16 protein-coding genes are annotated in these 19,504 nt (G+C 57.5%); 3 read left to right on the top strand and 13 right to left on the bottom strand.

The annotated features are described in order from the left end of the window. Positions 1 to 134: 134 nt before the first annotated feature. Entirely contained in the window at positions 135 to 2,696 is a 2,562-nt protein-coding gene (locus tag AACY98_RS03040; protein WP_339801440.1) for an autotransporter outer membrane beta-barrel domain-containing protein, read from the bottom strand. 809 nt (positions 2,697 to 3,505) lie between these two features. Here AACY98_RS03040 and AACY98_RS03035 point away from each other — a divergent pair. Continuing rightward, entirely contained in the window at positions 3,506 to 4,144 is a 639-nt protein-coding gene (locus AACY98_RS03035; RefSeq protein WP_339801436.1) for a hypothetical protein, read from the top strand. A gap of 102 nt (positions 4,145 to 4,246) precedes the next feature. Here AACY98_RS03035 and AACY98_RS03030 read toward each other — a convergent pair whose 3' ends face one another. From AACY98_RS03030 to AACY98_RS02975, 12 genes are all read right to left on the bottom strand, one after another. Then, positions 4,247 to 5,020 (bottom strand): ferredoxin--NADP reductase, encoded by a 774-nt coding sequence (locus AACY98_RS03030; protein ID WP_339801433.1) that lies wholly within the window; start codon positions 5,018 to 5,020, stop codon positions 4,247 to 4,249. A 103-nt stretch (positions 5,021 to 5,123) separates the two neighbouring features. Continuing rightward, positions 5,124 to 6,569: a sulfate adenylyltransferase subunit 1 gene (locus AACY98_RS03025; RefSeq protein WP_339801430.1), complete on the bottom strand. Its 1,446-nt coding sequence runs from the start codon at positions 6,567 to 6,569 to the stop codon at positions 5,124 to 5,126. Then, the gene (gene cysD / locus AACY98_RS03020; RefSeq protein ID WP_339801427.1) at positions 6,569 to 7,594 is read right to left on the bottom strand and encodes a sulfate adenylyltransferase subunit CysD; all 1,026 of its coding nucleotides are present in this window, start codon (positions 7,592 to 7,594) and stop codon (positions 6,569 to 6,571) included. Before cysD ends, AACY98_RS03025 begins: the two co-directional genes overlap by 1 nt. A gap of 22 nt (positions 7,595 to 7,616) precedes the next feature. After that, positions 7,617 to 8,402, bottom strand: a complete 786-nt coding sequence (locus tag AACY98_RS03015) for a phosphoadenylyl-sulfate reductase (protein ID WP_339801424.1) — start codon at positions 8,400 to 8,402, stop codon at positions 7,617 to 7,619. A 2-nt stretch (positions 8,403 to 8,404) separates the two neighbouring features. After that, positions 8,405 to 8,890, bottom strand: coding sequence for a DUF934 domain-containing protein (locus tag AACY98_RS03010; RefSeq protein WP_339801421.1), 486 nt, complete (start codon positions 8,888 to 8,890; stop codon positions 8,405 to 8,407). Then, positions 8,887 to 10,626 (bottom strand): nitrite/sulfite reductase, encoded by a 1,740-nt coding sequence (locus tag AACY98_RS03005; RefSeq protein ID WP_339801419.1) that lies wholly within the window; start codon positions 10,624 to 10,626, stop codon positions 8,887 to 8,889. The genes AACY98_RS03010 and AACY98_RS03005 overlap by 4 nt, the downstream gene beginning before the upstream one ends. A gap of 67 nt (positions 10,627 to 10,693) precedes the next feature. After that, the gene (locus tag AACY98_RS03000; protein ID WP_339801416.1) at positions 10,694 to 11,677 is read right to left on the bottom strand and encodes a sulfate/molybdate ABC transporter ATP-binding protein; all 984 of its coding nucleotides are present in this window, start codon (positions 11,675 to 11,677) and stop codon (positions 10,694 to 10,696) included. Next, positions 11,674 to 12,555, bottom strand: a complete 882-nt coding sequence (gene cysW, locus AACY98_RS02995) for a sulfate ABC transporter permease subunit CysW (RefSeq protein WP_423817511.1) — start codon at positions 12,553 to 12,555, stop codon at positions 11,674 to 11,676. Before cysW ends, AACY98_RS03000 begins: the two co-directional genes overlap by 4 nt. 98 nt (positions 12,556 to 12,653) lie before the next feature. After that, positions 12,654 to 13,553: a sulfate ABC transporter permease subunit CysT gene (cysT, locus tag AACY98_RS02990; protein WP_339801410.1), complete on the bottom strand. Its 900-nt coding sequence runs from the start codon at positions 13,551 to 13,553 to the stop codon at positions 12,654 to 12,656. Between the two features lie 49 nt (positions 13,554 to 13,602). Beyond that, on the bottom strand, positions 13,603 to 14,661 hold the full coding sequence (locus tag AACY98_RS02985; RefSeq protein ID WP_339801408.1) for a sulfate ABC transporter substrate-binding protein: 1,059 nt from the start codon (positions 14,659 to 14,661) through the stop codon (positions 13,603 to 13,605). A 467-nt stretch (positions 14,662 to 15,128) separates the two neighbouring features. Beyond that, complete coding sequence (gene cysG / locus AACY98_RS02980) at positions 15,129 to 16,622, bottom strand: siroheme synthase CysG (RefSeq protein WP_339801405.1); 1,494 nt, start codon at positions 16,620 to 16,622, stop codon at positions 15,129 to 15,131. Between the two features lie 118 nt (positions 16,623 to 16,740). After that, a complete protein-coding gene (locus AACY98_RS02975; protein WP_339801402.1) occupies positions 16,741 to 16,896 on the bottom strand; it encodes a hypothetical protein in 156 nt (51 codons plus the stop codon). 48 nt (positions 16,897 to 16,944) lie between these two features. Between AACY98_RS02975 and AACY98_RS02970 the strand changes: the two genes are divergently transcribed. Further along, on the top strand, positions 16,945 to 17,730 hold the full coding sequence (locus AACY98_RS02970) for an SDR family oxidoreductase (protein ID WP_339801398.1): 786 nt from the start codon (positions 16,945 to 16,947) through the stop codon (positions 17,728 to 17,730). Positions 17,731 to 18,672: 942 nt separating this feature from the next. Next, positions 18,673 to 19,089, top strand: a complete 417-nt coding sequence (locus AACY98_RS02965) for an OsmC family protein (protein ID WP_339801395.1) — start codon at positions 18,673 to 18,675, stop codon at positions 19,087 to 19,089. Positions 19,090 to 19,504: the final 415 nt, after the last annotated feature.

Genomic DNA, 19,504 nt, shown 5'->3' with positions numbered 1-19,504 from the left:
GATTTCAGTGTAGGTGGCGACTGTGAAAATTGCGTGAAGTTCATATGAAAAAAGAGTGAACTCCAGCACAACGGGGCAAAAAAAATCCTCCCGCAAACAGCGGGAGGAAGGTGGTTGATATGTTCTCGTTTCAATTAAAAGTTATAGCGCACCCCGATGTTGAACTGAATAGGCGCATCCACCTTGTTGCCCGCACCATAGTTCAGCTCCCCAAATACCGAGGCCCTGCCCTGAAACAGGTTGGTGTTCACACCCACGCCCAGCTTGCCCATGTTGCCCGAGAGGTCCGTATCAAACGAATACAGGCCATTGATGCGCGTGCTGTTGCCGCTGATGTATTCATGCACCCAGGCGGCTTTCACATAAGGGCTGATGACATGTTGCCCGCCCACGGCAAAGTCTTTGCCAACGCTCACACCCAGTTCTGTCACCAGCGAATCCTGGTTACCAATATGGGCATACATGCCATTGCTCAGCGCAATATCTTTGCCGCCCACCTGCACGTAAGACACTCTGGCATAGGGTTCGGCCCAGATGTCGCTGAACACCATGGTGTTGTAACCCAGCTCCAGCGAAGCGCCCAGCGCATTCTGCTTGTAGTCGCCCTGGATGCCAAAGCCATTGGTAGACACCGCCCTGAGCTCGTTGTTATAACGGTTGTATTTCAGCACCCCGTCCACATAAATGCCGTTGTTGTCAAAATAGGTGGCGTACACCCCGGCACCGTAGCTGTCCACCTTGCTGGTGCCGCCCCGGTTGTGTTTGACATCGGCATTGCTGTAGGTGCCAAAAACCCCTACAAACACCTTGCCGCGTTCGGTGGCAAATATTTTATCCACGCCCATTTCAAAGCCGGCCTGTTCCAGCTTGAAGTTCACGTGGTCTGAGTCCACATCGTTTTTATCGGCAATCACGCGGCCCCACACACCGGCCTGGCCCTCGTTATCTTTGAGCGAGCCCCTTCTGAAACGCAGATTGTTCAGCTCGTTGTTGAACATCATCGCCGGCACATTGGCCATGGCCAGTACAGCATCGGTACTTGGCGTGGTCTGCACAATACCAGGGATGCTCACAGGAGGCACCACGCTCTCTCCGGGCGGCACCACACGGTTGATATCGTCAATACCGGTATGCAGATACCATACCTTGCCGACACTTGCGTCACGGGTTAGGGACGCATCCTCACGCTGCCCCAGCGCGTACATATAGGTACCGCCGTCCACCGCGTTGATGTTGACACCATCCAGCGTAGCCAGATTGAACTGCGCGCCGCCGCTTTGGTCAACCACCAGGTCCAGCGTCGTTTCGCCCGGCAGGGTAATTTCCCTGCCCGAATCCGACACCGTCACCTGGTGCACACCGCTGGCATTGCGCACAATCAGCATGTCGCTGCGGCCATCCTGAATCGATGTGTTGAAAAACAGGTGCATGTTGCCCGACATGTTTTCCACATTCAGGCGCGAGTAAATTGTCTCGCCGGTGTTGCTGTCGGTGCCGGTAATGAACCGCACCATGCCGTTGCCGGAAAGCTGCCCGATGCGTGCGCTGTCGGTATCATCGGTATTGGCAATCACCAGCAGCGCTGTATCTGTACCATTCAGATTAACCTGTTGCGCATAAGCACCGGTATCGCCCTGTGCGGCTGTCAGTTGCAGCTGCCCCTGCCCGTTAACCTGTGTGGTACCCAAAATCTGGGCACCTGTACCCAGCCACGATTTGGCGCTGTCGTTAACCGTCACATTGGTTGCCGAAGAACCGGCGCTGATCATCTGGATTGCGCGGTCATGCAGCTGCACCCCGATAGCGCTGGCACCGCCTGACTGAATAATCTGCTGCCCGTCTTCATACACCGACGTGTTGTTGGCAACACCTGCGCCATAGCTGGCACTGTTGTTCACAAATACCCACTGCTTGCCATACACCGTGGAGTTATTGGCAACCCCCTCGTCATACACGTATTGCTGTGCGCCGGCTTCCACCATGGTCGATTCAGCCACACCGTTGCGCCCCACCTGTTGCAGGCCGTCAGCCTTGATCGTTGTCGCCGTCGCCACACCGCCGCTGTAAACCCCCTGGAAACCACCGGTGTTGACAACGGAACGATTTGAAAAACCGTTCTGCTGAACATACTCATAACCACCATTGTTGATGATGGTATCCTCGGACTTGCCGCCCAAATAGGCAAAAAGCTGACCACCGGAGTTGACCGTGTTGTTGATTGAAATGCCCGGGTCATCCGCACGCCCGGTATTGCTGACGTACACCATGCCGCCGTTAAGGAAAGAATCCTTCAGCGTACCGCCGTCCAGCACACGGATCAGCCCGCCGGACTTCACATCAATGTTGACCCCCAGCGCCGGCTCGTTTGCAATATAGCCATCCCAGGCAATGCGTGTGGTTTTCCCGATCCAAACCTCGGCCCCACCGTTCACGGTGGAATCCATCAGGTGCCCCAGCACATTCATTTTGCTGCCGTCAAGCAGGTTCACATTGATGCCCAGGCCAATGTATTCCCCTGCGGTACCAATGCCACCGGCCCCGATCTCGTAGCACTGATGGCTGGCCAGGTCTCCGCTCAGGACAGAAGCGCCGCCATAGGTAACCTCTGTGCGGTCACCACAGAAAGTCTCAGCCCAGGCCTGCTGGCCCAGCCCCAAAACCAATGCACCGGTAAATAACGATAAGGTTGTTTTCATCTGAAAGTACACTTGCCCTTCGTCAGAAATCAGTTCATCAAGAGATTTCAATGAATAGCAGAAATGTGCTTGTGGGCGGAACCCCGTCACTTTCAGAAACAGTTGAAAACCAATTGATGGAAGCTGTGCGCTTCAAATGCATGTCAAGATTAAACCATGGCGTACACTAATTGATTCCAACTAAAAAAATTAAAGATAAAATAAATGTGAGGCTAGTTTAAAAAGTTCTGCGATGCGAAACAAGCCCGGCTTGTGACATATTTCACGCCCCTGAAAAATATAAACACCAAAATCAGAAAAGCGTCGCATGAATTGCACAGATGCCCCAAGAACATATTGTTTTATGTCTCTTGCAGTGGGAACAGAGGGAATGACACCCCGCCACTTTGTGCTCAACAGGCGTGAGTGATTCCGCGGCATCCGGTGAGAGAAAAACAGGTGCCGACAGCCTGGTCGACTAAAATACATTTGACCTTTGTATAAACAGCCTCCAGAGAAAATAACGGGCAAAACCGCACAAGGCCCGGCCACAGGAAAAACGCATACAAAACAAACAACAGCCCCAGCCTTGCCAAACCATCCGCGAGAACTGCCGCAGCATCTTTGGCAACCCGAAACCGCCTGCTGTCATCTGGCAGCAACAGTTTGACGGCTTAGACCTGACCCCGCTGATCTCCAAAGACTGCAATAAGCTGACCAATGCCGACCTGTACGACTACTGGGATGACCTGGCCTACGTCAAAGAACTACAGCCTGACCTGTTTCAATACCTGTTCCCCATCTGTCTGGCTGTATGGCATGAAGAACTCATGCAACACCGCCTGATCACACCGCCTTATTTTTATCAGACATTGCAGCGCTGCAAGGTAACAAAAGGCCTGATGAGCGAGCAGCAGCGGCAAGGCGTTTACCACTACATGTGCGATGCGCTGATCGGGCTGATAGAACAGGAGCATGATTTTGCATACGCCTATATGCATACCCCGGTATACACATGGACAGACACCTTCAACAACCTGGGGGCCCTGGCACCTGTGATAGAAAGCCTGTGGCTGCGCTGGTGGGCGCTGGATAACCACGGTAAAGCCATATCTGCGCTGAAATACGCCAGCGGTCTGGTATACGGCTCCAGAGAAAACCCGCTTTTTCCGCCATGGACACGCGAAGAAGGCGGCGGCCCGCCCAATCTGGCAGATATGGATACCACCTGCTTTAAACAAGGGTGGCTGCCCGAAAACCTGCAGTTCATGCGCGAAACACTGTCTGCCGGCTACATCTGCGACAAACTGGCGCAGGCTGCTGCCGTGCTGCGCGATACACCGGAAAGCGAAACTGCCACACGCATTGCCAGCGATGCGCAGCAGCGGCAGGACATCATCACAATCCGTATTGAAGAAGTCACCTACGGATTACAGTACCCTAGCATGTCGCTTGAATGGAATAACTGAGCACCGCCGAAATCCGGTGTCATGTCTTCATGGCACCATATTGCGTTCTGGCTGAAAACGAACAGCCCGGCAGCCACATATGCTCCTGAAAAACAGAAAGCATCACTGCTCCACAAACGCCCGCTCAATCACAAAGTCACCCGGCTGGGTTGTGCTGCCTTCATGGAAGTTGCGTGCGTGCAGCAGTGCTTTCAGGTCGCGCAGCAGCTCAGGGCTGCCGCATACCATCACGCGGTCATGCGCCGGATCAAGTGCGGGCAAACCCAGCTTTTGCGCCAGCACGCCGCTTTCAATGCCGGTGGTGATACGCCCCTGGTTTTCAAAAGGCTCGCGCGTCACGGTCGGGTAGTACAGCAGTTGTCTGCTGACCAGCTCGCCCAGGAATTCATGCTGCGGCAACTGCTGTTCAATATAGTCTTTGTAGGCCAGTTCTTTCACCTGCCGCACGCCATGCACCAGTATCACCTGCTCAAAGCGTTCATACGTCTGCGGGTCGCGGATCACCGGCATGAAAGCTGCGAGCCCGGTTCCGGTAGCCAGCAGGTACAGGCGCTTGCCCGACAGCAGGTAGTCCACCAGCAGCGTACCGGTGGGCTTTTTACCGACAATGATGGTATCGCCCGGCTGTATATGCTGCAAGCGTGAGGTAAAGCGGCCATCGGGCACTTTGATGCTCAGAAACTCCAGCGTTTCTTCATGATTCGGGCTGACAATGCTGTACGCACGCAGTAGCGGCTTGCCCTCCACCATCAGGCCGATCATGGTGAAATGCCCGTTGGAAAAACGCAGCCCCTGGTCGCGCGTGGTGGTGAATGAAAACAGGCGCTCTGTCCAGTGGTGTACGGACAAAACTGTTTCATGGTGAAAACTGCTCATATCATCTGGCCTTTATAAATCAATCGGGAACGCCCGCACAACCCGTGCGCAGGCAGGCGGCATGCATCGCACATGCCATCACAAAAATCAGTCAGCGTTGACATCAGGCTGCCTTGGCAACTGTCTTAACCATAGCCGCCCCGGCGGTGCGGTTGCTGGCCGGGTCCACCACAATCAGCGCGCCCAGTTGGCGTGACTGCGCATAAGGCAGCAGCGGCAACGGCTGTTGCAGTTGCAGCGTGACTTCACCAATGCTGTTGGCCTGCAACTGCTGCGCAGGCTCGGGTTGCAGGGTCTGGATATTCAGGCTGTGTTCAATGGCAGCCACTTTGGCCTTGACCCAGCGGTGCCCGTGTTTCACCCAGTACAGCCGCCCTACCACCAGCGGCTCATCATCCAGCCAGGCCAGCGTCACGCGGGGTTGTTGAACCAGCGGCGCGGCGGCCTGCGCAACCAGCCAGTCACCGCGTGAAATATCCACCTCACGGTCCAGCACCACCCCCACCGAAGCGCCTGCGGCAGCCTCATCCAGCTCAGACCCTGACGCTAATGCACTGGCCAGCAGGCGCACCACCTGTACCGGCTGGCCCGAAGGCTGTACCCGCAGCGTATCGCCCACCCGCACCTGCCCGGTGGCAATGCGGCCCCAGAAGATGCGCCGCCCGGCCTGGGCCGGCGGTTGCTTACTAACCCCGGCACCGGCTGATTCAGCAGCGGCCTGCCTGCCCGGTTTTTCCACCCACTGCACCGGAAAGGAAAACGGCAACTGTGTTTCGGCAGATGCGCACGGCAGCCCGGTGAGCAATTGCAGCAGGGTCGGGCCGTCGTAAATACCATAAAACTCTCTGGCTCCTTCACCCTTGCCTTTGCCGTCATGGGTCACATTAAAACCCTTGAGCGCAGAGATCGGCACAATACCGGCTACCGCAATACCGGCCTGTTCGGCAAACGCGAGCAATGCAGTCTTGACGTTGCGAAACGCCTGTGCCGGGTTGTTGACCGCGTCCAGCTTGTTGATGGCAAACACCAGCGAAGGCACCCGCAGCAGGTGTGCCAGCAGTGCATGGCGGCGCGTCTGCGCGAGCAGTTGCACCGGTTGCTGCTGCCAGGTCAGTTTGGTCACATCGACCAGCACCACGGCAGCGTCGCTGCTGCTGGCTGCAGTGACCATGTTGCGTGTGTACTGCTCGTGCCCCGGCGCATCGGCAATGATGAATTTGCGCTGCGGCGTGGCAAAGTAGCGGTACGCCACATCAATGGTAATGCCCTGCTCGCGCTCGGCCTGCAGGCCGTCGGTAAGCCGCGCCAGATCCATTTCCGCCGCGCCGTGGCTGCTGTTTTTCAGGCCCGCCAGCTGGTCGGCCAGAATGGATTTGCTGTCCAGCAGCAGACGGCCGATCAGCGTGCTTTTGCCGTCGTCCACACTGCCTGCGGTCAAAAAACGCAGCGCCGGCACAGCAGCCGGTATGCTCTGCCCCAGGGTTTGCGGGCCTAGGGCCGTGACTGTACCCGTAGCGGTATGGGTGACTGTACTGGTGGCTGTGCTCATCAGAAATATCCTTCTTTTTTACGTTTTTCCATTGACGCTTCCGAGGTCTGGTCGTCCATGCGGGTGGCGCCGCGCTCGCTGATGGTCACCGCCGCCGTTTCCACCACAATCTGCTGCGCGGTGGCGGCCCGGCTTTCCACCGGGCAGGTGCAGGTCATGTCGCCCACGGTGCGAAAACGCACAGTTCTCACTTCCACCTGCTCGCCCTGCGCCACCGGTGTAACTGGTGTCACCGGCACCAGCAGCCCCTTGCGCGGCACCACTTCGCGCTGGTGCGCGTAATACAGGCCAGGCAGCGGTATTTCCTCCTGCGCGATATAGCGCCACACATCCAGCTCGGTCCAGTTGGAAATGGGAAACACCCGGAAGTGCTCGCCCGGCAGCAGCCGGGTATTGAACAGCGACCACAATTCGGGCCGCTGCGACTTGGGCTGCCACTGCCCAAAACCGTCGCGGTGCGAGAAAATGCGCTCCTTGGCGCGTGCTTTTTCCTCGTCACGGCGCGCGCCGCCCATCAGCGCGTCAAAGCCGAACTCCTCAATCGCCTCCAGCAGCGTGACCGACTGGTGCGCATTACGGCTTTCCAGCGGGTGCGCCAGCCGCACGGTGCCGCGACGCATTGAATCCTCCACGCTGCGCACGATCAGATCGGCCTGCAACTGCGCCGCGCGCTGGTCGCGGAATTCAGTCACCTCAGGAAAGTTGTGGCCGGTGTCAATCATCAGCAGCGGAAACGGGAAGCGCCCGGCACCGAATGCTTTTTCAGCCAGCCGCAACATCACGCATGAATCTTTCCCGCCGGAAAACAACAGCGCAGGCCGTTCGAAAGCGCCGGCGACTTCGCGCATGATGAAAATGGCCTCCTCTTCCAGATCACTCAGGTGCAAACCCTGCTGCGAATGCTGGTGCGCGTTCTGCTGCAAGTCCCCGCGCAGATGCGGCGGCACGGGTGCTGTCACAGAAGCAGGAGCAGGAACAGCGGTTTCGGAATTTAAACGGGGTTGTAGGGCAATGGGCATATCCATGATGTGTTCTTCACTCTATGATTCAAACAGGTTGTTTTTTTAAAACTGATACAGGAACGGCCGCCACATCGGGCAAGGCCTGCGCTGCATGCGCATGCAGGCCGCACTCTTTGCTGCCCTCAAGTTCCCACCACCAGCGCCCGGCGCGAAAATCTTCACCCGGCGTAATGGCCCGGGTGCATGGCTCGCAGCCGATGCTGGGGTAAAACGCGTCATGCAGCGGGTTGTAAGGCACGCCGTGCAGTTGCACATAGTGCCACACGTCACCCAGGTTCCAGTCTTTGAGCGGGCTGATTTTGACGCGCGGCTGGGCATGTGGCTGCGTATCGTCCTGCACCGCATCGACATGCGCGCGCGCGTCCGACTGTTCCTGCCGCAGCCCGGTAATCCAGCCGGCCTGCCCGGCCAGCATCTGCTGCAGCGGCTCCAGCTTGCGCACCTGGCAGCAGGCCTTGCGCAGCGCCACGCTCTGGTACATGGCCTTCGTGCCGTTTTGCGCCACAAATTGCGCCAGGTGCGCGGCATCAGGGCGGTACACTTTCACTTCACGCTGGTAGTGCTGCTCCAGCGTGTCTTTCAGCGTCAGCGTCTGCACATGCAGCGCGCCGGTATCGAGCATGGCAAGCTGCACCGGCAGGTTCAGCCGGCAGATCAGGTCGGTAATCACCATGTCTTCCACACCCAGGCTGGTGGCCTGCACCAGCGGGGTATAGCGCTGGCAGACGTCCTGCAGCAACTGCTCGGTCGTTTGCACCAGTTGCTCAAAACCGGCGTGGTGGCGGTGCGCGTACAGGTCAATCGCTTTCATCGTCAGCCGCCTTTTTTCGCTGAGAGAGTGCCGTGCGCAGTGCCCCGTGCAAAACCACGGGAAAAAGCCGGGCGGGTTTCGTGCACATCGCCCTGGTAAAAATCAGTGAACAGGCCAAACAGACGCTGCACATCGGCCCGGCTCTGGCCTGCCGGTAAAATCGCCTGGTCAATGCCGCAGCGCCACATCAGCGGCAGTTCGTCAATCATGTAGCTGCCCGCAGCCAGCAGGTGCCCGGTAAAACCCAGCCGCTGGCGCAGCAGCCTGGCCTGGCTGAAAGCGCGCCCATCGGTGGCTTTCGGGAACTGCAGCACCACCGTCTGCACGCCAGCAAGGTGCCCCTGCAGTTGCAGCACGTCATCTTCGGGAACCAGCAGTATCGTGCCGCCGCCCTGCTCCCCGGCCAGCCACGCGCTGAGCGTGGCGCCTTCGTCTGGCGCTTTATCCAGCAAATCAATCGGAAGCGGTTCCTGCGCAATTGAACTCATGCGTAAGCCTCTTCTTTGTCGGCACTGGCAGCCCCGGTTGTCTGGCGCACCGCGTTGGCAGCGTCCTTAAACGGCTGAGCGCCCACGCGCCGGAGTGTATCAATAAAGTATTCGCGCCCTTCGCGCAGCCCAAGATAGGTCATGATCATTGCACCGATGGCGGGTGTGACTTCATCTCCGGCAAACGAGGGGCCAATCACCTTGCCCGGCACGGGCGCGCCGCTGAGCTCACTGCCGTCAGAGCCACCCACGCTGATCTGGTACCATTCCTGCCCGTCCTTGTCCACGCCCAGAATACCGATATGCCCGCTGTGGTGGTGTCCGCATGAATTGATGCAGCCTGATATGTGCAGCCCCAGCGGGCCAATGTCGTAGAGTTCGTCCAGGTCTTCAAAGCGCTCCATCAGCGCCTGCGCAATGGGGATGGAGCGCGCATTGGCCAGCGCGCAAAAGTCCCCGCCCGGGCAGGTGATCATGTCAGTCAGCAGGCCGATGGTGGGCGCGGCAAAGCCGTGCTTTTTCGCCAGCCGCCACACTGCGGGCAAATCCTGCTCATGCACCCACGGCAGCACCAGGTTCTGCTCGTGCGTGGTACGCAGTTCACCGGCAGAAAATGCATCGGCCAGTTCAGCCGCAGCCAGCATCTGCGCGCTGGTGATATCGCCCGGTGCTTGCCCCACACGTTTGAGCGAAAGGTTCACCGCACGCAGCCCTGGTACCCGGTGGCCTTTCACGTTGCGCTCCAGCCAGCGTTGGTAGGCCAGGGCTTCAGCTTCGGTGACAGGCCCTGTACTGACTCCCACGCTGCCCGCTTCTTCACCCGCAGCTTTCAGCCCCGGCGGCGTGGCCGGAAAACCGGCCTGCACGCGCTCCAGCTCTGCCTGTGCAATGGTGTGCGGCCCGCCTTCGTGCGTAATGATGGCGTCATACTCACGCTCCACATCGTCTATGAACTGCTGCCCCAGCGTTTTCACCAGCATCTTGATGCGCGCCTTGTGCATGTTGTCGCGCCGGCCATGCAGGTTGTACACACGCACAATCGCCTGCAGGTAATTCAGCACCTGATGCCATGGCAGAAAGTCGCGTATCTGCGTGGCAATGATGGGCGTGCGCCCCATGCCGCCGCCCGCATACACGGTAAAGCCGACTTCGCCCTGCGCGTTGCGCAGCAGTTGCAGCCCCACGTCATACCAGCGCAGCGCCACACGGTCTTCAGCCGCACCGGTCACGGCAATTTTGAACTTGCGCGGCAAAAAGGTGAACTCCGGCTCCATCGTGCTCCACTGGCGCAGCAGTTCGCAGTAGGGGCGCGGGTCCACCGCTTCGTCTACCGAAATACCGGCATAGGCATCAGTCGATATGTTGCGAATGCAGTTGCCGCTGGTCTGTATGCCGTGCATGTTCACGTCTGCCAGCAAATCCATCACGTCGGCCGCCTGGTCCAGCGGTATCCAGTTGAACTGGACGTTCAGCCTTGTGGTCACATGGGCGTAACCCCGGTCATAGCTCAGGCCAATGTGCGCAAGCTGGCGCAACTGCTTTGAGGACAGTTCGCCGTAAGGCACCGCCACACGCAGCATGGGCGCATGGCGCTGCACGTACCAGCCGTTTTGCAGCCGCAGCGGGCGAAATTCGTCTTCGCTGAGCAGGCCGCTTTGCCAGCGCCCGAGCTGGTCGCGGAACTGGGCTGCACGCTGGCGGATGATCTGTTTGTCAAAGTCGGTATAGGTGTACATCGTTTTACTCTTTTTGTCGTGATTTTTCTTATGGGAACAGTTACAGGTTGAACATCAGGAAAAGCAATCAGGAAAAATTGACCGCCTGCGGAAATGGCTTGAAATACACCCGCTGCCCCTGCTGCAGCAGGCTCAGGCTGGGGTCGTCCCGGGCCAGCTGTGCCTGCACCGTATCGGCCTGGCTCGCAGGTTGCAGCGTGACACGCGTGACTGCGCCCAGCGGGCGAATGTCCAGCGCCACCGCCTCATAAAACCCGGCCTGGTTGGCGGCAGAAAGCAGCACCTCGTGCGGGCGGAAAAACACCGCCTCACCGGCCAGCACGCAGCGGTTCGCGTCGCCCAGAAAGTGGTAGACAAAGTCGCTTGCAGGCTGGTTGTAGATTTGCGCCGGAGAGCCGATCTGCTCGATTTTTCCCTGGTTCATCACCACAATGCGGTCGGCCACTTCCATCGCTTCTTCCTGGTCGTGCGTGACAAACACACTGGTCAGATGAATTTCTTCATGCAGCCGGGCCAGCCAGCGCCGCAGTTCCTTGCGCACCTTGGCGTCCAGCGCGCCAAACGGCTCATCGAGCAGCAGCACTTTGGGCTCCACCGCCAGCGCGCGGGCCAGTGCAATGCGCTGGCGCTGCCCGCCGGAGAGTTCATCGGGGTAATGCTTGCCAAGCCACTCCAGTTGCACCATTTGCAGCAGGTGCTGCACGCGCTCGCGAATCTGCGCTTCGGGCAGGCGCACGCGCCGCGGCTTCATGCGCAGGCCAAAAGCCACATTGTCAAACACCGTCATGTGGCGAAACAGCGCATAGTGCTGAAAGACAAAGCCCACATGGCGCTCACGCGCATCGTGCCCGCTGACGTCTTCGCCATGAAAATCAATCTGCCCTTCGTCGGGCTGCTCCAGCCCGGCAATGATGCGCAGCAGACTGGTTTTGCCGCAACCCGAAGGCCCGAGCAGCGCCACCAGTTCGCCGCTGTTGATCTGCAGGTCAATGCCCTTGAGTACCTGAAAGTCGCCAAACCACTTGCTGACCTGATGAATGCCTATGCTCATAATTGCACCTCTTTGTATTGACTCTTCTTTCTGCCCCGGGCACGCTGAATTCGCGCTTCACTGTACTGGCGTACCAGCAGTACCACCATGGCCATGCCCAGCAGCAGCACAGCCACGCTGAAAGCGGCCACCATGTTGTATTCGTTGTATAAAATTTCAATGTGCAGCGGCAGCGTATTGGTCTGCCCGCGAATGTGGCCCGATACCACCGACACCGCGCCAAACTCGCCCATGGCTCTGGCGGTGCACAGCACCACGCCGTAAAACAGCGCCCAGCGGATGTTGGGCAGTGTGACATGCCAGAAAATGCGCCAGCCGCTTGCACCCAGCACGCGGGCGGCCTCTTCCTCCTGCGAGCCCTGCTCCTGCATCAGCGGAATCAGCGCGCGCGCCACAAACGGAAACGTGACAAAAATGGTGGCCAGCACAATGCCTGGCACAGCGTACACAATCTGCAGGTTGTGCGTAGTAAGGAAACCGGCAAACAGGCTTTGCGAGCCGAACAGCAGCACATAGATGAGGCCTGCCACCACCGGCGAGACGGAAAACGGCAAGTCGATCAGCGTGACCAGAACGCTTTTGCCGCGAAATTCGTACTTGCTCACGCACCAGGCTGCCGCCACACCAAACACCATGTTCAGCGGCACCGAAATCAGCACCACCAGCAGCGTGAGTTTGAATGCGGCAATGGCGTCAGGCTCGCTGATGGCCGCCGCAAAAGCACCCAGCCCTTTTGAAAAGCCCTGCAACAGCACCACCAGCAGCGGGCTGATGAACACCAGTGCAAACACCAGCCACGCGAGCGTAATCAGCACAGCGGCGCTCAGGCGCTGTTTGGTGAATGTTGCGGAAAGTTTTTCAGAAGACCTCCCGGACAATTTGCCGGAGAACCTGCCGGGAACTTTGCCAGAGACTTTGCCGGGAATATGCCCGGCAGATTGCCCAGCGGTATTTTGAGACAGTGCGGCCTGCTGTTTCATGCAGCCTCCTTATTCGCCAGACTTTTATCCGCCAGGCCTTTACCCGCCAGCGCGGGCAGACGCAGGCGGCGCAGCATCCACAGCAGGCTGGCCGGTTTGATGTAACGCTGTATCAGGTTGGTGGCAAACAGCAGCACAAATGAAATCAGCAGTATCAGCACCCCAACCACCGTGCCGCCCACGTAGTCAAACTGGTCGAGCTTGGAAACAATCAGCAGCGGCAGTATCTCGGTTTTATACGGAATGTTGGCGGCAATGAACACCACCGAACCATATTCGCCAATGCCGCGCGCCAGCGCCAGTGAAAATCCGGTGAGCCAGGCCGGGAACAGCGCCGGGAACAGCACATAGACAAACGTTTGCCACGGTTTGGTGCCCAGGCAGCGCGCGGCCTCTTCGGTTTCGCGCGGAATATCACGTATTACCGGTTGCAGAGTGCGCACCGAAAACGGAATGGTGACAAACACCAGCGCGACAATGATGCCCAGCGGCGTATACGCCACCTTGAACGGCAGTACCGAACCGATCGGCCCCTGCGGTGCATACAGCGCGGTCAGCGCAATACCTGCCACCGCGGTGGGCAGTGCAAAAGGCAGATCAATCATTGAATCCATCAGCTTTTTGCCGGGGAACTGGTAGCGCACCAGCACCCAGGCCAGCAGCCCGCCCAGCATGGAAGCGGCAAACGCCGCCACCAGCGCGGTGTAAAGCGAGAGCTTGAGTGCTGCGAGCAGTTGCCTGTGCGTGAGCAGCTTCCATAACTGCGCCATGTCAATCTGGCTGGCATAGATGAACATGCCCGCCAGCGGAATGAGCACGATCAGCGACAGCCAGGTCAGCGTGCAGCCCAGCGTCAGGCCGTAGCCGGGCAGAATGGAAGTGCGACGCGAAGACATGGGGGCTGATTCCTTTCTCTGTTATGCGCTGTTATGCTTTGTGCGCGTATCAGTGGTTGATCTTTTCAAAGATCTGGTCAAACACGCCGCCATCATTGAAGAAGTACGGCTGCGCCTTGTCCCAGCCGCCGAATTCCTGGTCAATCGTCACCAGTTTCAGCTCGGCAAAACGGCTCTTGAATTCGGCAGCAATTTTTTCATCGCGCGGGCGGTAGAAGTTCTGCGCGGCAATGCGCTGCCCTTCGTCGCTGTACAGGTAGTTCAGGTAGGCGGTGGCCACTTCACGCGTGCCTTTGCGGTCCACCACGCTGTCTACCACCGCGACCGGCGGCTCGGCCAGAATGGAAAGCGATGGTGTGACAATTTCAAACTGGTCGCCACCCTGTTCGGCCAGTGCCAGATAGGCCTCGTTTTCCCATGCAATCAGCACATCGCCCAGGTTACGCTGCACAAAGCTGATGGTGGAGCCCCTGGCGCCGGTATCGAGCACCGGTGCATGGCGATACAGCTCGGTCACAAATTCCAGCGCGCGTTCATCGCTGCCATAGCGGTGTTTGGCATAGGCCCAGGCCGCCAGGAAGTTCCAGCGTGCGCCGCCCGATGTTTTGGGGTTGGGCGTGATCACCTCCACGCCGTCTTTCACCAGGTCGTCCCAGTCATGAATGCCCTGCGGGTTGCCCTTGCGCACCAGAAAAACAATGGTTGATGTATATGGCGTGCTGTTGTGCGGCAGCCGGGCCTGCCAGTCTTTGGCGATCAGCGGCTGCTGCAGGTTCAGCGCGTCAATGTCGCCAGCCAGCGCCAGCGTCACCACATCGGCCTGCAGCCCGTCAATCACCGCACGTGCCTGCTTGCCCGAGCCGCCGTGCGATGCCTGTACCGTGATTGTCTGCCCAGTGGTCTCTTTCCAGTGTGCGGCAAATGCCTTGTTATACGCCTGATACAGCTCACGCGTGGGGTCGTAGGATACATTGAGCAGCGTCACCGCCCCGCCCTGTGTTCCCTGCGCACCCTGTGCATAGGCGCTTGTCAATGCACCAGCAGACAAGGCAGTGACACCGGCGGCCAGTAAAGTGGTAATGGTTTTGGCAATACGTTTGAAATTCATGATCAGTCCTGTTTTTGTTGGGCGCAGCATGGCACGTCCATGCACCATGCGTGGAAAAGTTTTTTAACAAACAAATGTGAATCTTGCGATTCAGTAATACATATGCTGATATCAGCAACAACACATGCCGGCAGGACATGCATGCATTCGCCGCCGGAAAATCGCAACCCGGTCATGCACATGCTCATCCATATTGCCATTTATAGGACGGCGGCCCGCATCGCATGCATGCGGCAAAGCGGCTGTGGATGCGGCTGTAAGTAAAAAGGCTGTGGCATTCATGGGATGATGTTCATGCAAAATTTCTATGAGTACAATTGTTCATTCTTTTGCTCCAAATTCAAACTATCTTTTTTAAATGCCGTTATAACAAATTGATCTATAGCATCAGCAATCCAACCCGGTGCATCCGCCCTGACCCCAAGGGGCAGAGCCTTTTCGCATGCCCTTCTTCAGCGTGGACACGCTCAGTAACTGAACGACACATCCACACCACTGGTATGGCCTTCAAACCAGTTCAGCCGCTGATGCAGTGTGACGACCGAGCCCACAATGATCAGCGTGGGCGCATGCACATCATGCTGTGAAATGGTGTCGGGCAGGTCACGGAGCGTGCCGGTAAACACACGCTGGTTTGCGGTAGTGCCCTGCTCAATCAGCGCCACCGGCGTGGTGGCCTGCATGCCGTGCAGCACCAGTTGCCGGCAGATTTCACCCAGACCCACTAGCCCCATGTAAAACACCAGCGTCTGCCCCGGTGCAATCAGCTCCGCCCAGGGCAGTTCAACCGTACCGTCTTTCAAATGCCCGGTGACAAAGCGCACCGATTGCGCATGGTCGCGGTGCGTCAGCGGAATGCCGGCATACGCGGCACAACCACTGGCAGCGGTAATGCCCGGCACCACCTGAAACGGAATATGGTGTTCGGAAAGCCGTTCAATCTCTTCCCCGCCACGGCCAAAAATGAACGGGTCGCCCCCTTTCAGGCGCAATACGCGTTTGCCCTGAAGGGCCAGGTCAATCAGCAGTTGGTTAATCTCCTGCTGTGCCAGCGCATGGTAAGCGCGGCGTTTGCCCACATAAATGCGCTCGGCATCACGCCGGCACATATCGACAATGGCAGGCGCCACCAGCCGGTCATACAGCACCACATCGGCCTGCTGCATCAGGCGCAGCGCACGAAAGGTCAGCAGCTCCGGGTCGCCAGGGCCGGCCCCCACTAGATACACCTCGCCCTGCGGCGGTTGCAGCGGTGTGTGCAAAGCCTGTTCAAACAAGCGGAAAGCGCGGCGCTCACGCCCGGCCAGCACTTCCTGCGCAATAGGGCCCTGAAGGGCCTGCTCCCAGAAGCGGCGGCGGCTTGTGATATCGGGCAGCCACTGCCTGACCTTTTCACGCAGGCGGCCAGCCAGCAGTGCCAGGCGGCCATAGCCAGCTGGAATCCAGCTTTCCAGCCGGGCACGCAGCAAACGCGTCAGCACCGGGGAGTGCCCCCCGCTGGATACCGCCACCATCAGCGGCGAGCGGTCCACAATGGCCGGAAAAATCACGCTGCACAAATCAGGCTGATCCACCACATTGACCGGAATGCCGCGCGCATTGGCATCGTACGCAACCTGTTCATTGAGCCGCCGGTCATCGGTGGCGGCAACCACCAGAAAACACCCCTGCATATCACCCGGCTGGTAAGCACGCTCCACCACCTCATGCAGACTGTCATGCTGATTTCCATGCTGATTTCCATGCGGATTGCTATGCGGATGGTTATGCAGATGGTTATGCAGATGGTTATATGGGATGGCAAGCATTTCCTGCAACGCGGCATTCACCTGCGGGCTGACCACACGCACCTGCGCACCGGCATCCAGCAGCAGGCGCACCTTGCGCAAAGCCACCTCGCCGCCACCCACCACCAGCACGCGGCGTTGTTTAAGGTTATGAAAAAGCGGCAGGTAGTCCATGACTTACACCTGAACTGCCTGAAAGAGACCCATAGCCCGAGAAAACATGATTGCCCCACAATACGAAGAAGGAGAACCATTGTTCACCCGTTTTGTGCAATCTCAAACCATCATTTTTTTATTTTTTTATAACCAATATGTCTATAGACAGCAGCGGCACTGGCACAGCCCTTACCATGACCATCGTCAGTGCGATAAACATCCGGTCATTACGGGCATACGCTCCCGCATAAAATGGGCTGGTGTAAATAACAAGCAAACGCGCATCGCTCATGAATTCATGCGGCCGATGCATGTAACAACAAAAACGGGATCAATATTCATGGAACTTGGAATCAAAAACAAAGTGGCCCTGGTACTGGGCGGTGGTGGCGGTCTGGGCGGCGCCATTGCGCAGGCGCTGGCCGGTGAAGGCGTGAAAGTGGCAGTGGCCGATATCCAGCAGGCCAACGCACAGGCCACCGTTGACAAAATCACCCAGGCTGGGCAAAAAGCCATGGCGCTGCAATGGGACCTGGGCGACCTGAACTGTATTGATGACAAAGTGCGCCAGATTGAAGCCGAACTGGGGCCGGTCGATATTCTGGTGAACAACACCGGTGGCCCGCCACCCACACCAGCCCATGGACAAAAAGCCGAACTCTGGCGGACGCACTTTGACAGCATGGTGCTTTCGGTGATTGCCATTACCGACCGGGTACTGCCCGGTATGCGTGAGCGCAAATGGGGCCGCATCATCACCAGCACATCGTCCGGCGTGATTGCTCCCATTGCCAATCTGGGGCTGTCCAACGCGCTGCGCCTGTCGCTGGTGGGGTGGTCTAAAACACTGGCGCGTGAAGTGGGGCGTGATGGCATTACTGCCAACATCGTGCTGCCCGGACGCATTGCCACCGGACGCATCACCTATCTGGACGAAGCCAAGGCGCAGCGCGAAGGCCGTCCGGTTGCTGAAGTGGCAGCAGAAAGCACTGCCTCCATTCCAGTGGGCCGCTACGGCAAACCACAGGAATACGGCGATATGGTGACATTTCTGGCCAGCGAACGCGCCAGCTATATTACAGGCTCTGTGATCCGGGTGGATGGCGGGCTGATCGCCAGTATTTAGCCACGCCTGTATAGATTTGAAATGCATACCCGGCACCTGGCGGCTGTTCATACTGAATAGCCAACGGGTGCTGGCGTTGCGCTCTGTCAGTCCAGATACCGCGTATGTGCCCGTGCTACCTGGTTTTCAGTGACCTCAATGCTGCAAACACACCTGCTGCTTAAAAGCGTTTTCCACACCATGATGACCTTACCGGTTTGCGGCCCTTTCAGCGCATCCAATGATTGTTGATTTTCATATACTGCGCTTTTTTGATCTGACATGAAGTGTGCCTGGCGCGGATCGGCCCCTGCCTGTACAGCACTATGCATAACCTGCGTTACATCAACGGGTGCCCCAAAAAGATACTGAGCGCAGAACTGCTCCGCTTTACGATGGGCCTGGTGATATTGAAACGTATCCACACCGATAAGCAGTATGCCCAGCAAAATAATGCCCCCTAAAATATAAACTGCACTCTTAAATATACGACCCCATACCCTGGACATATGGCCTTTCTAATATAAAGCATATGAAAAATAATCCTGCCCACAATACAAACCAAGGCTTTCATCACAAGCCCCTCACGAATCCGACATATTCACCACTTCTGTTTCAATGACTGTGCCGGCATCCATACGAATTTCGCAAATACAGCCCCCCATCCTGAATACTTCCCATCCTTGACTGATAACACCCGTCTGCATCAGCCGCAGAGCTTCTGAGGCATTGATACCCGGATTATTCTGAGCAAGATTTCAGCATGTGTTCATCCTATCTGCACAATACGGTTTTAATGGACAGCATATCATTTTCTGTTTTAGCACATCCCAAACCGACAGCACATCATTCCATCAGTGATATATGCGGTCACCGACTGATAACCATGCCCCCGACATGATCCGCCCTGCCGCCTATACTCTTTGTACGATCATCACTCACACAAACACTGGAGGTTTAAATATGAAACGCAGCGCAACCGCAGTTTGGCAAGGCACCATCAAAGAAGGCCAGGGCACGCTTTCCACCCAAAGCAAAACCCTGAGCAGCACACCTTATTCTTTTGTATCCCGTTTTGAAAACGGTGCTGGCACCAACCCCGAAGAGCTGCTGGCGGCCGCACATGCAGGTTGTTTTACCATGATGCTCAGCAGCCTGCTGACCAAAGAAGGCTTTACACCCAAACAGATTGACACCCAGGCCGATATCACGCTGGACCCCGCCAGCGGCACCATCACCACTTCCCAATTAACGGTCAAGGCACAGGTGCCTGGTATTGAGCAGGCCAAATTTGCTGAGATTGCGAAAAACGCCGAGCAGAACTGCCCGGTGAGCAAGCTGTTCAAAGCAGAAATCAAACTGTCATTCACGCTGAACTGATTTCACCCTGCCGCCCGCTTCACCAGTCAACAGGCCAGGGACTCCTGTATGCAACAGCAACATATACAACACTGGTGAAGCACTCCCGGCCTGAGCTTGCAGGCCGCAAAGCATCTCTCCAGTCCCGTATCAAACCCATCTCAATCTCATATCCGGCCGGGCCTGACACCATCATGATGTCCTAACCCCCGCAGCGGTGTTCTTGCCATTGCGCTGCCTTATTGCCTTACCTATCGCCTTACATACTCATACTCTTCTCAGGCACATTCCCAGGCACGTATTCTGTATCGCTGTGCAGTATGGCACCAACTGCACCAGACAGGTTTTTCTAAAACCACGGGTTATACCTTTTAAATCCGAAAGTTATACCGAATTTCGTTTTGTTCAAACCGCTGCTGTCAATAGGTATACCAAC

The organism is Saezia sanguinis (genome assembly GCF_963921665.1).
Taxonomy (GTDB): Bacteria; Pseudomonadota; Gammaproteobacteria; order Burkholderiales; family Burkholderiaceae_C; genus Saezia; species Saezia sanguinis.
This window is presented reverse-complemented; position numbering and strand designations above follow the sequence as displayed.

What these genes read in the sequence shown, in the direction of transcription:
- AACY98_RS03040 (WP_339801440.1), bottom strand. Translation starts at nt 2,696, where the DNA reads ATGAAAACAACCTTATCGTTATTTACCGGTGCATTGGTTTTGGGGCTG.
- AACY98_RS03035 (WP_339801436.1), top strand. Translation starts at nt 3,506, where the DNA reads ATGCAACACCGCCTGATCACACCGCCTTATTTTTATCAGACATTGCAG.
- AACY98_RS03030 (WP_339801433.1), bottom strand. Translation starts at nt 5,020, where the DNA reads ATGAGCAGTTTTCACCATGAAACAGTTTTGTCCGTACACCACTGGACA.
- AACY98_RS03025 (WP_339801430.1), bottom strand. Translation starts at nt 6,569, where the DNA reads ATGAGCACAGCCACCAGTACAGTCACCCATACCGCTACGGGTACAGTC.
- cysD (WP_339801427.1), bottom strand. Translation starts at nt 7,594, where the DNA reads ATGGATATGCCCATTGCCCTACAACCCCGTTTAAATTCCGAAACCGCT.
- AACY98_RS03015 (WP_339801424.1), bottom strand. Translation starts at nt 8,402, where the DNA reads ATGAAAGCGATTGACCTGTACGCGCACCGCCACCACGCCGGTTTTGAG.
- AACY98_RS03010 (WP_339801421.1), bottom strand. Translation starts at nt 8,890, where the DNA reads ATGAGTTCAATTGCGCAGGAACCGCTTCCGATTGATTTGCTGGATAAA.
- AACY98_RS03005 (WP_339801419.1), bottom strand. Translation starts at nt 10,626, where the DNA reads ATGTACACCTATACCGACTTTGACAAACAGATCATCCGCCAGCGTGCA.
- AACY98_RS03000 (WP_339801416.1), bottom strand. Translation starts at nt 11,677, where the DNA reads ATGAGCATAGGCATTCATCAGGTCAGCAAGTGGTTTGGCGACTTTCAG.
- cysT (WP_339801410.1), bottom strand. Translation starts at nt 13,553, where the DNA reads ATGTCTTCGCGTCGCACTTCCATTCTGCCCGGCTACGGCCTGACGCTG.
- AACY98_RS02985 (WP_339801408.1), bottom strand. Translation starts at nt 14,661, where the DNA reads ATGAATTTCAAACGTATTGCCAAAACCATTACCACTTTACTGGCCGCC.
- cysG (WP_339801405.1), bottom strand. Translation starts at nt 16,622, where the DNA reads ATGGACTACCTGCCGCTTTTTCATAACCTTAAACAACGCCGCGTGCTG.
- AACY98_RS02975 (WP_339801402.1), bottom strand. Translation starts at nt 16,896, where the DNA reads ATGAGCGATGCGCGTTTGCTTGTTATTTACACCAGCCCATTTTATGCG.
- AACY98_RS02970 (WP_339801398.1), top strand. Translation starts at nt 16,945, where the DNA reads ATGGAACTTGGAATCAAAAACAAAGTGGCCCTGGTACTGGGCGGTGGT.
- AACY98_RS02965 (WP_339801395.1), top strand. Translation starts at nt 18,673, where the DNA reads ATGAAACGCAGCGCAACCGCAGTTTGGCAAGGCACCATCAAAGAAGGC.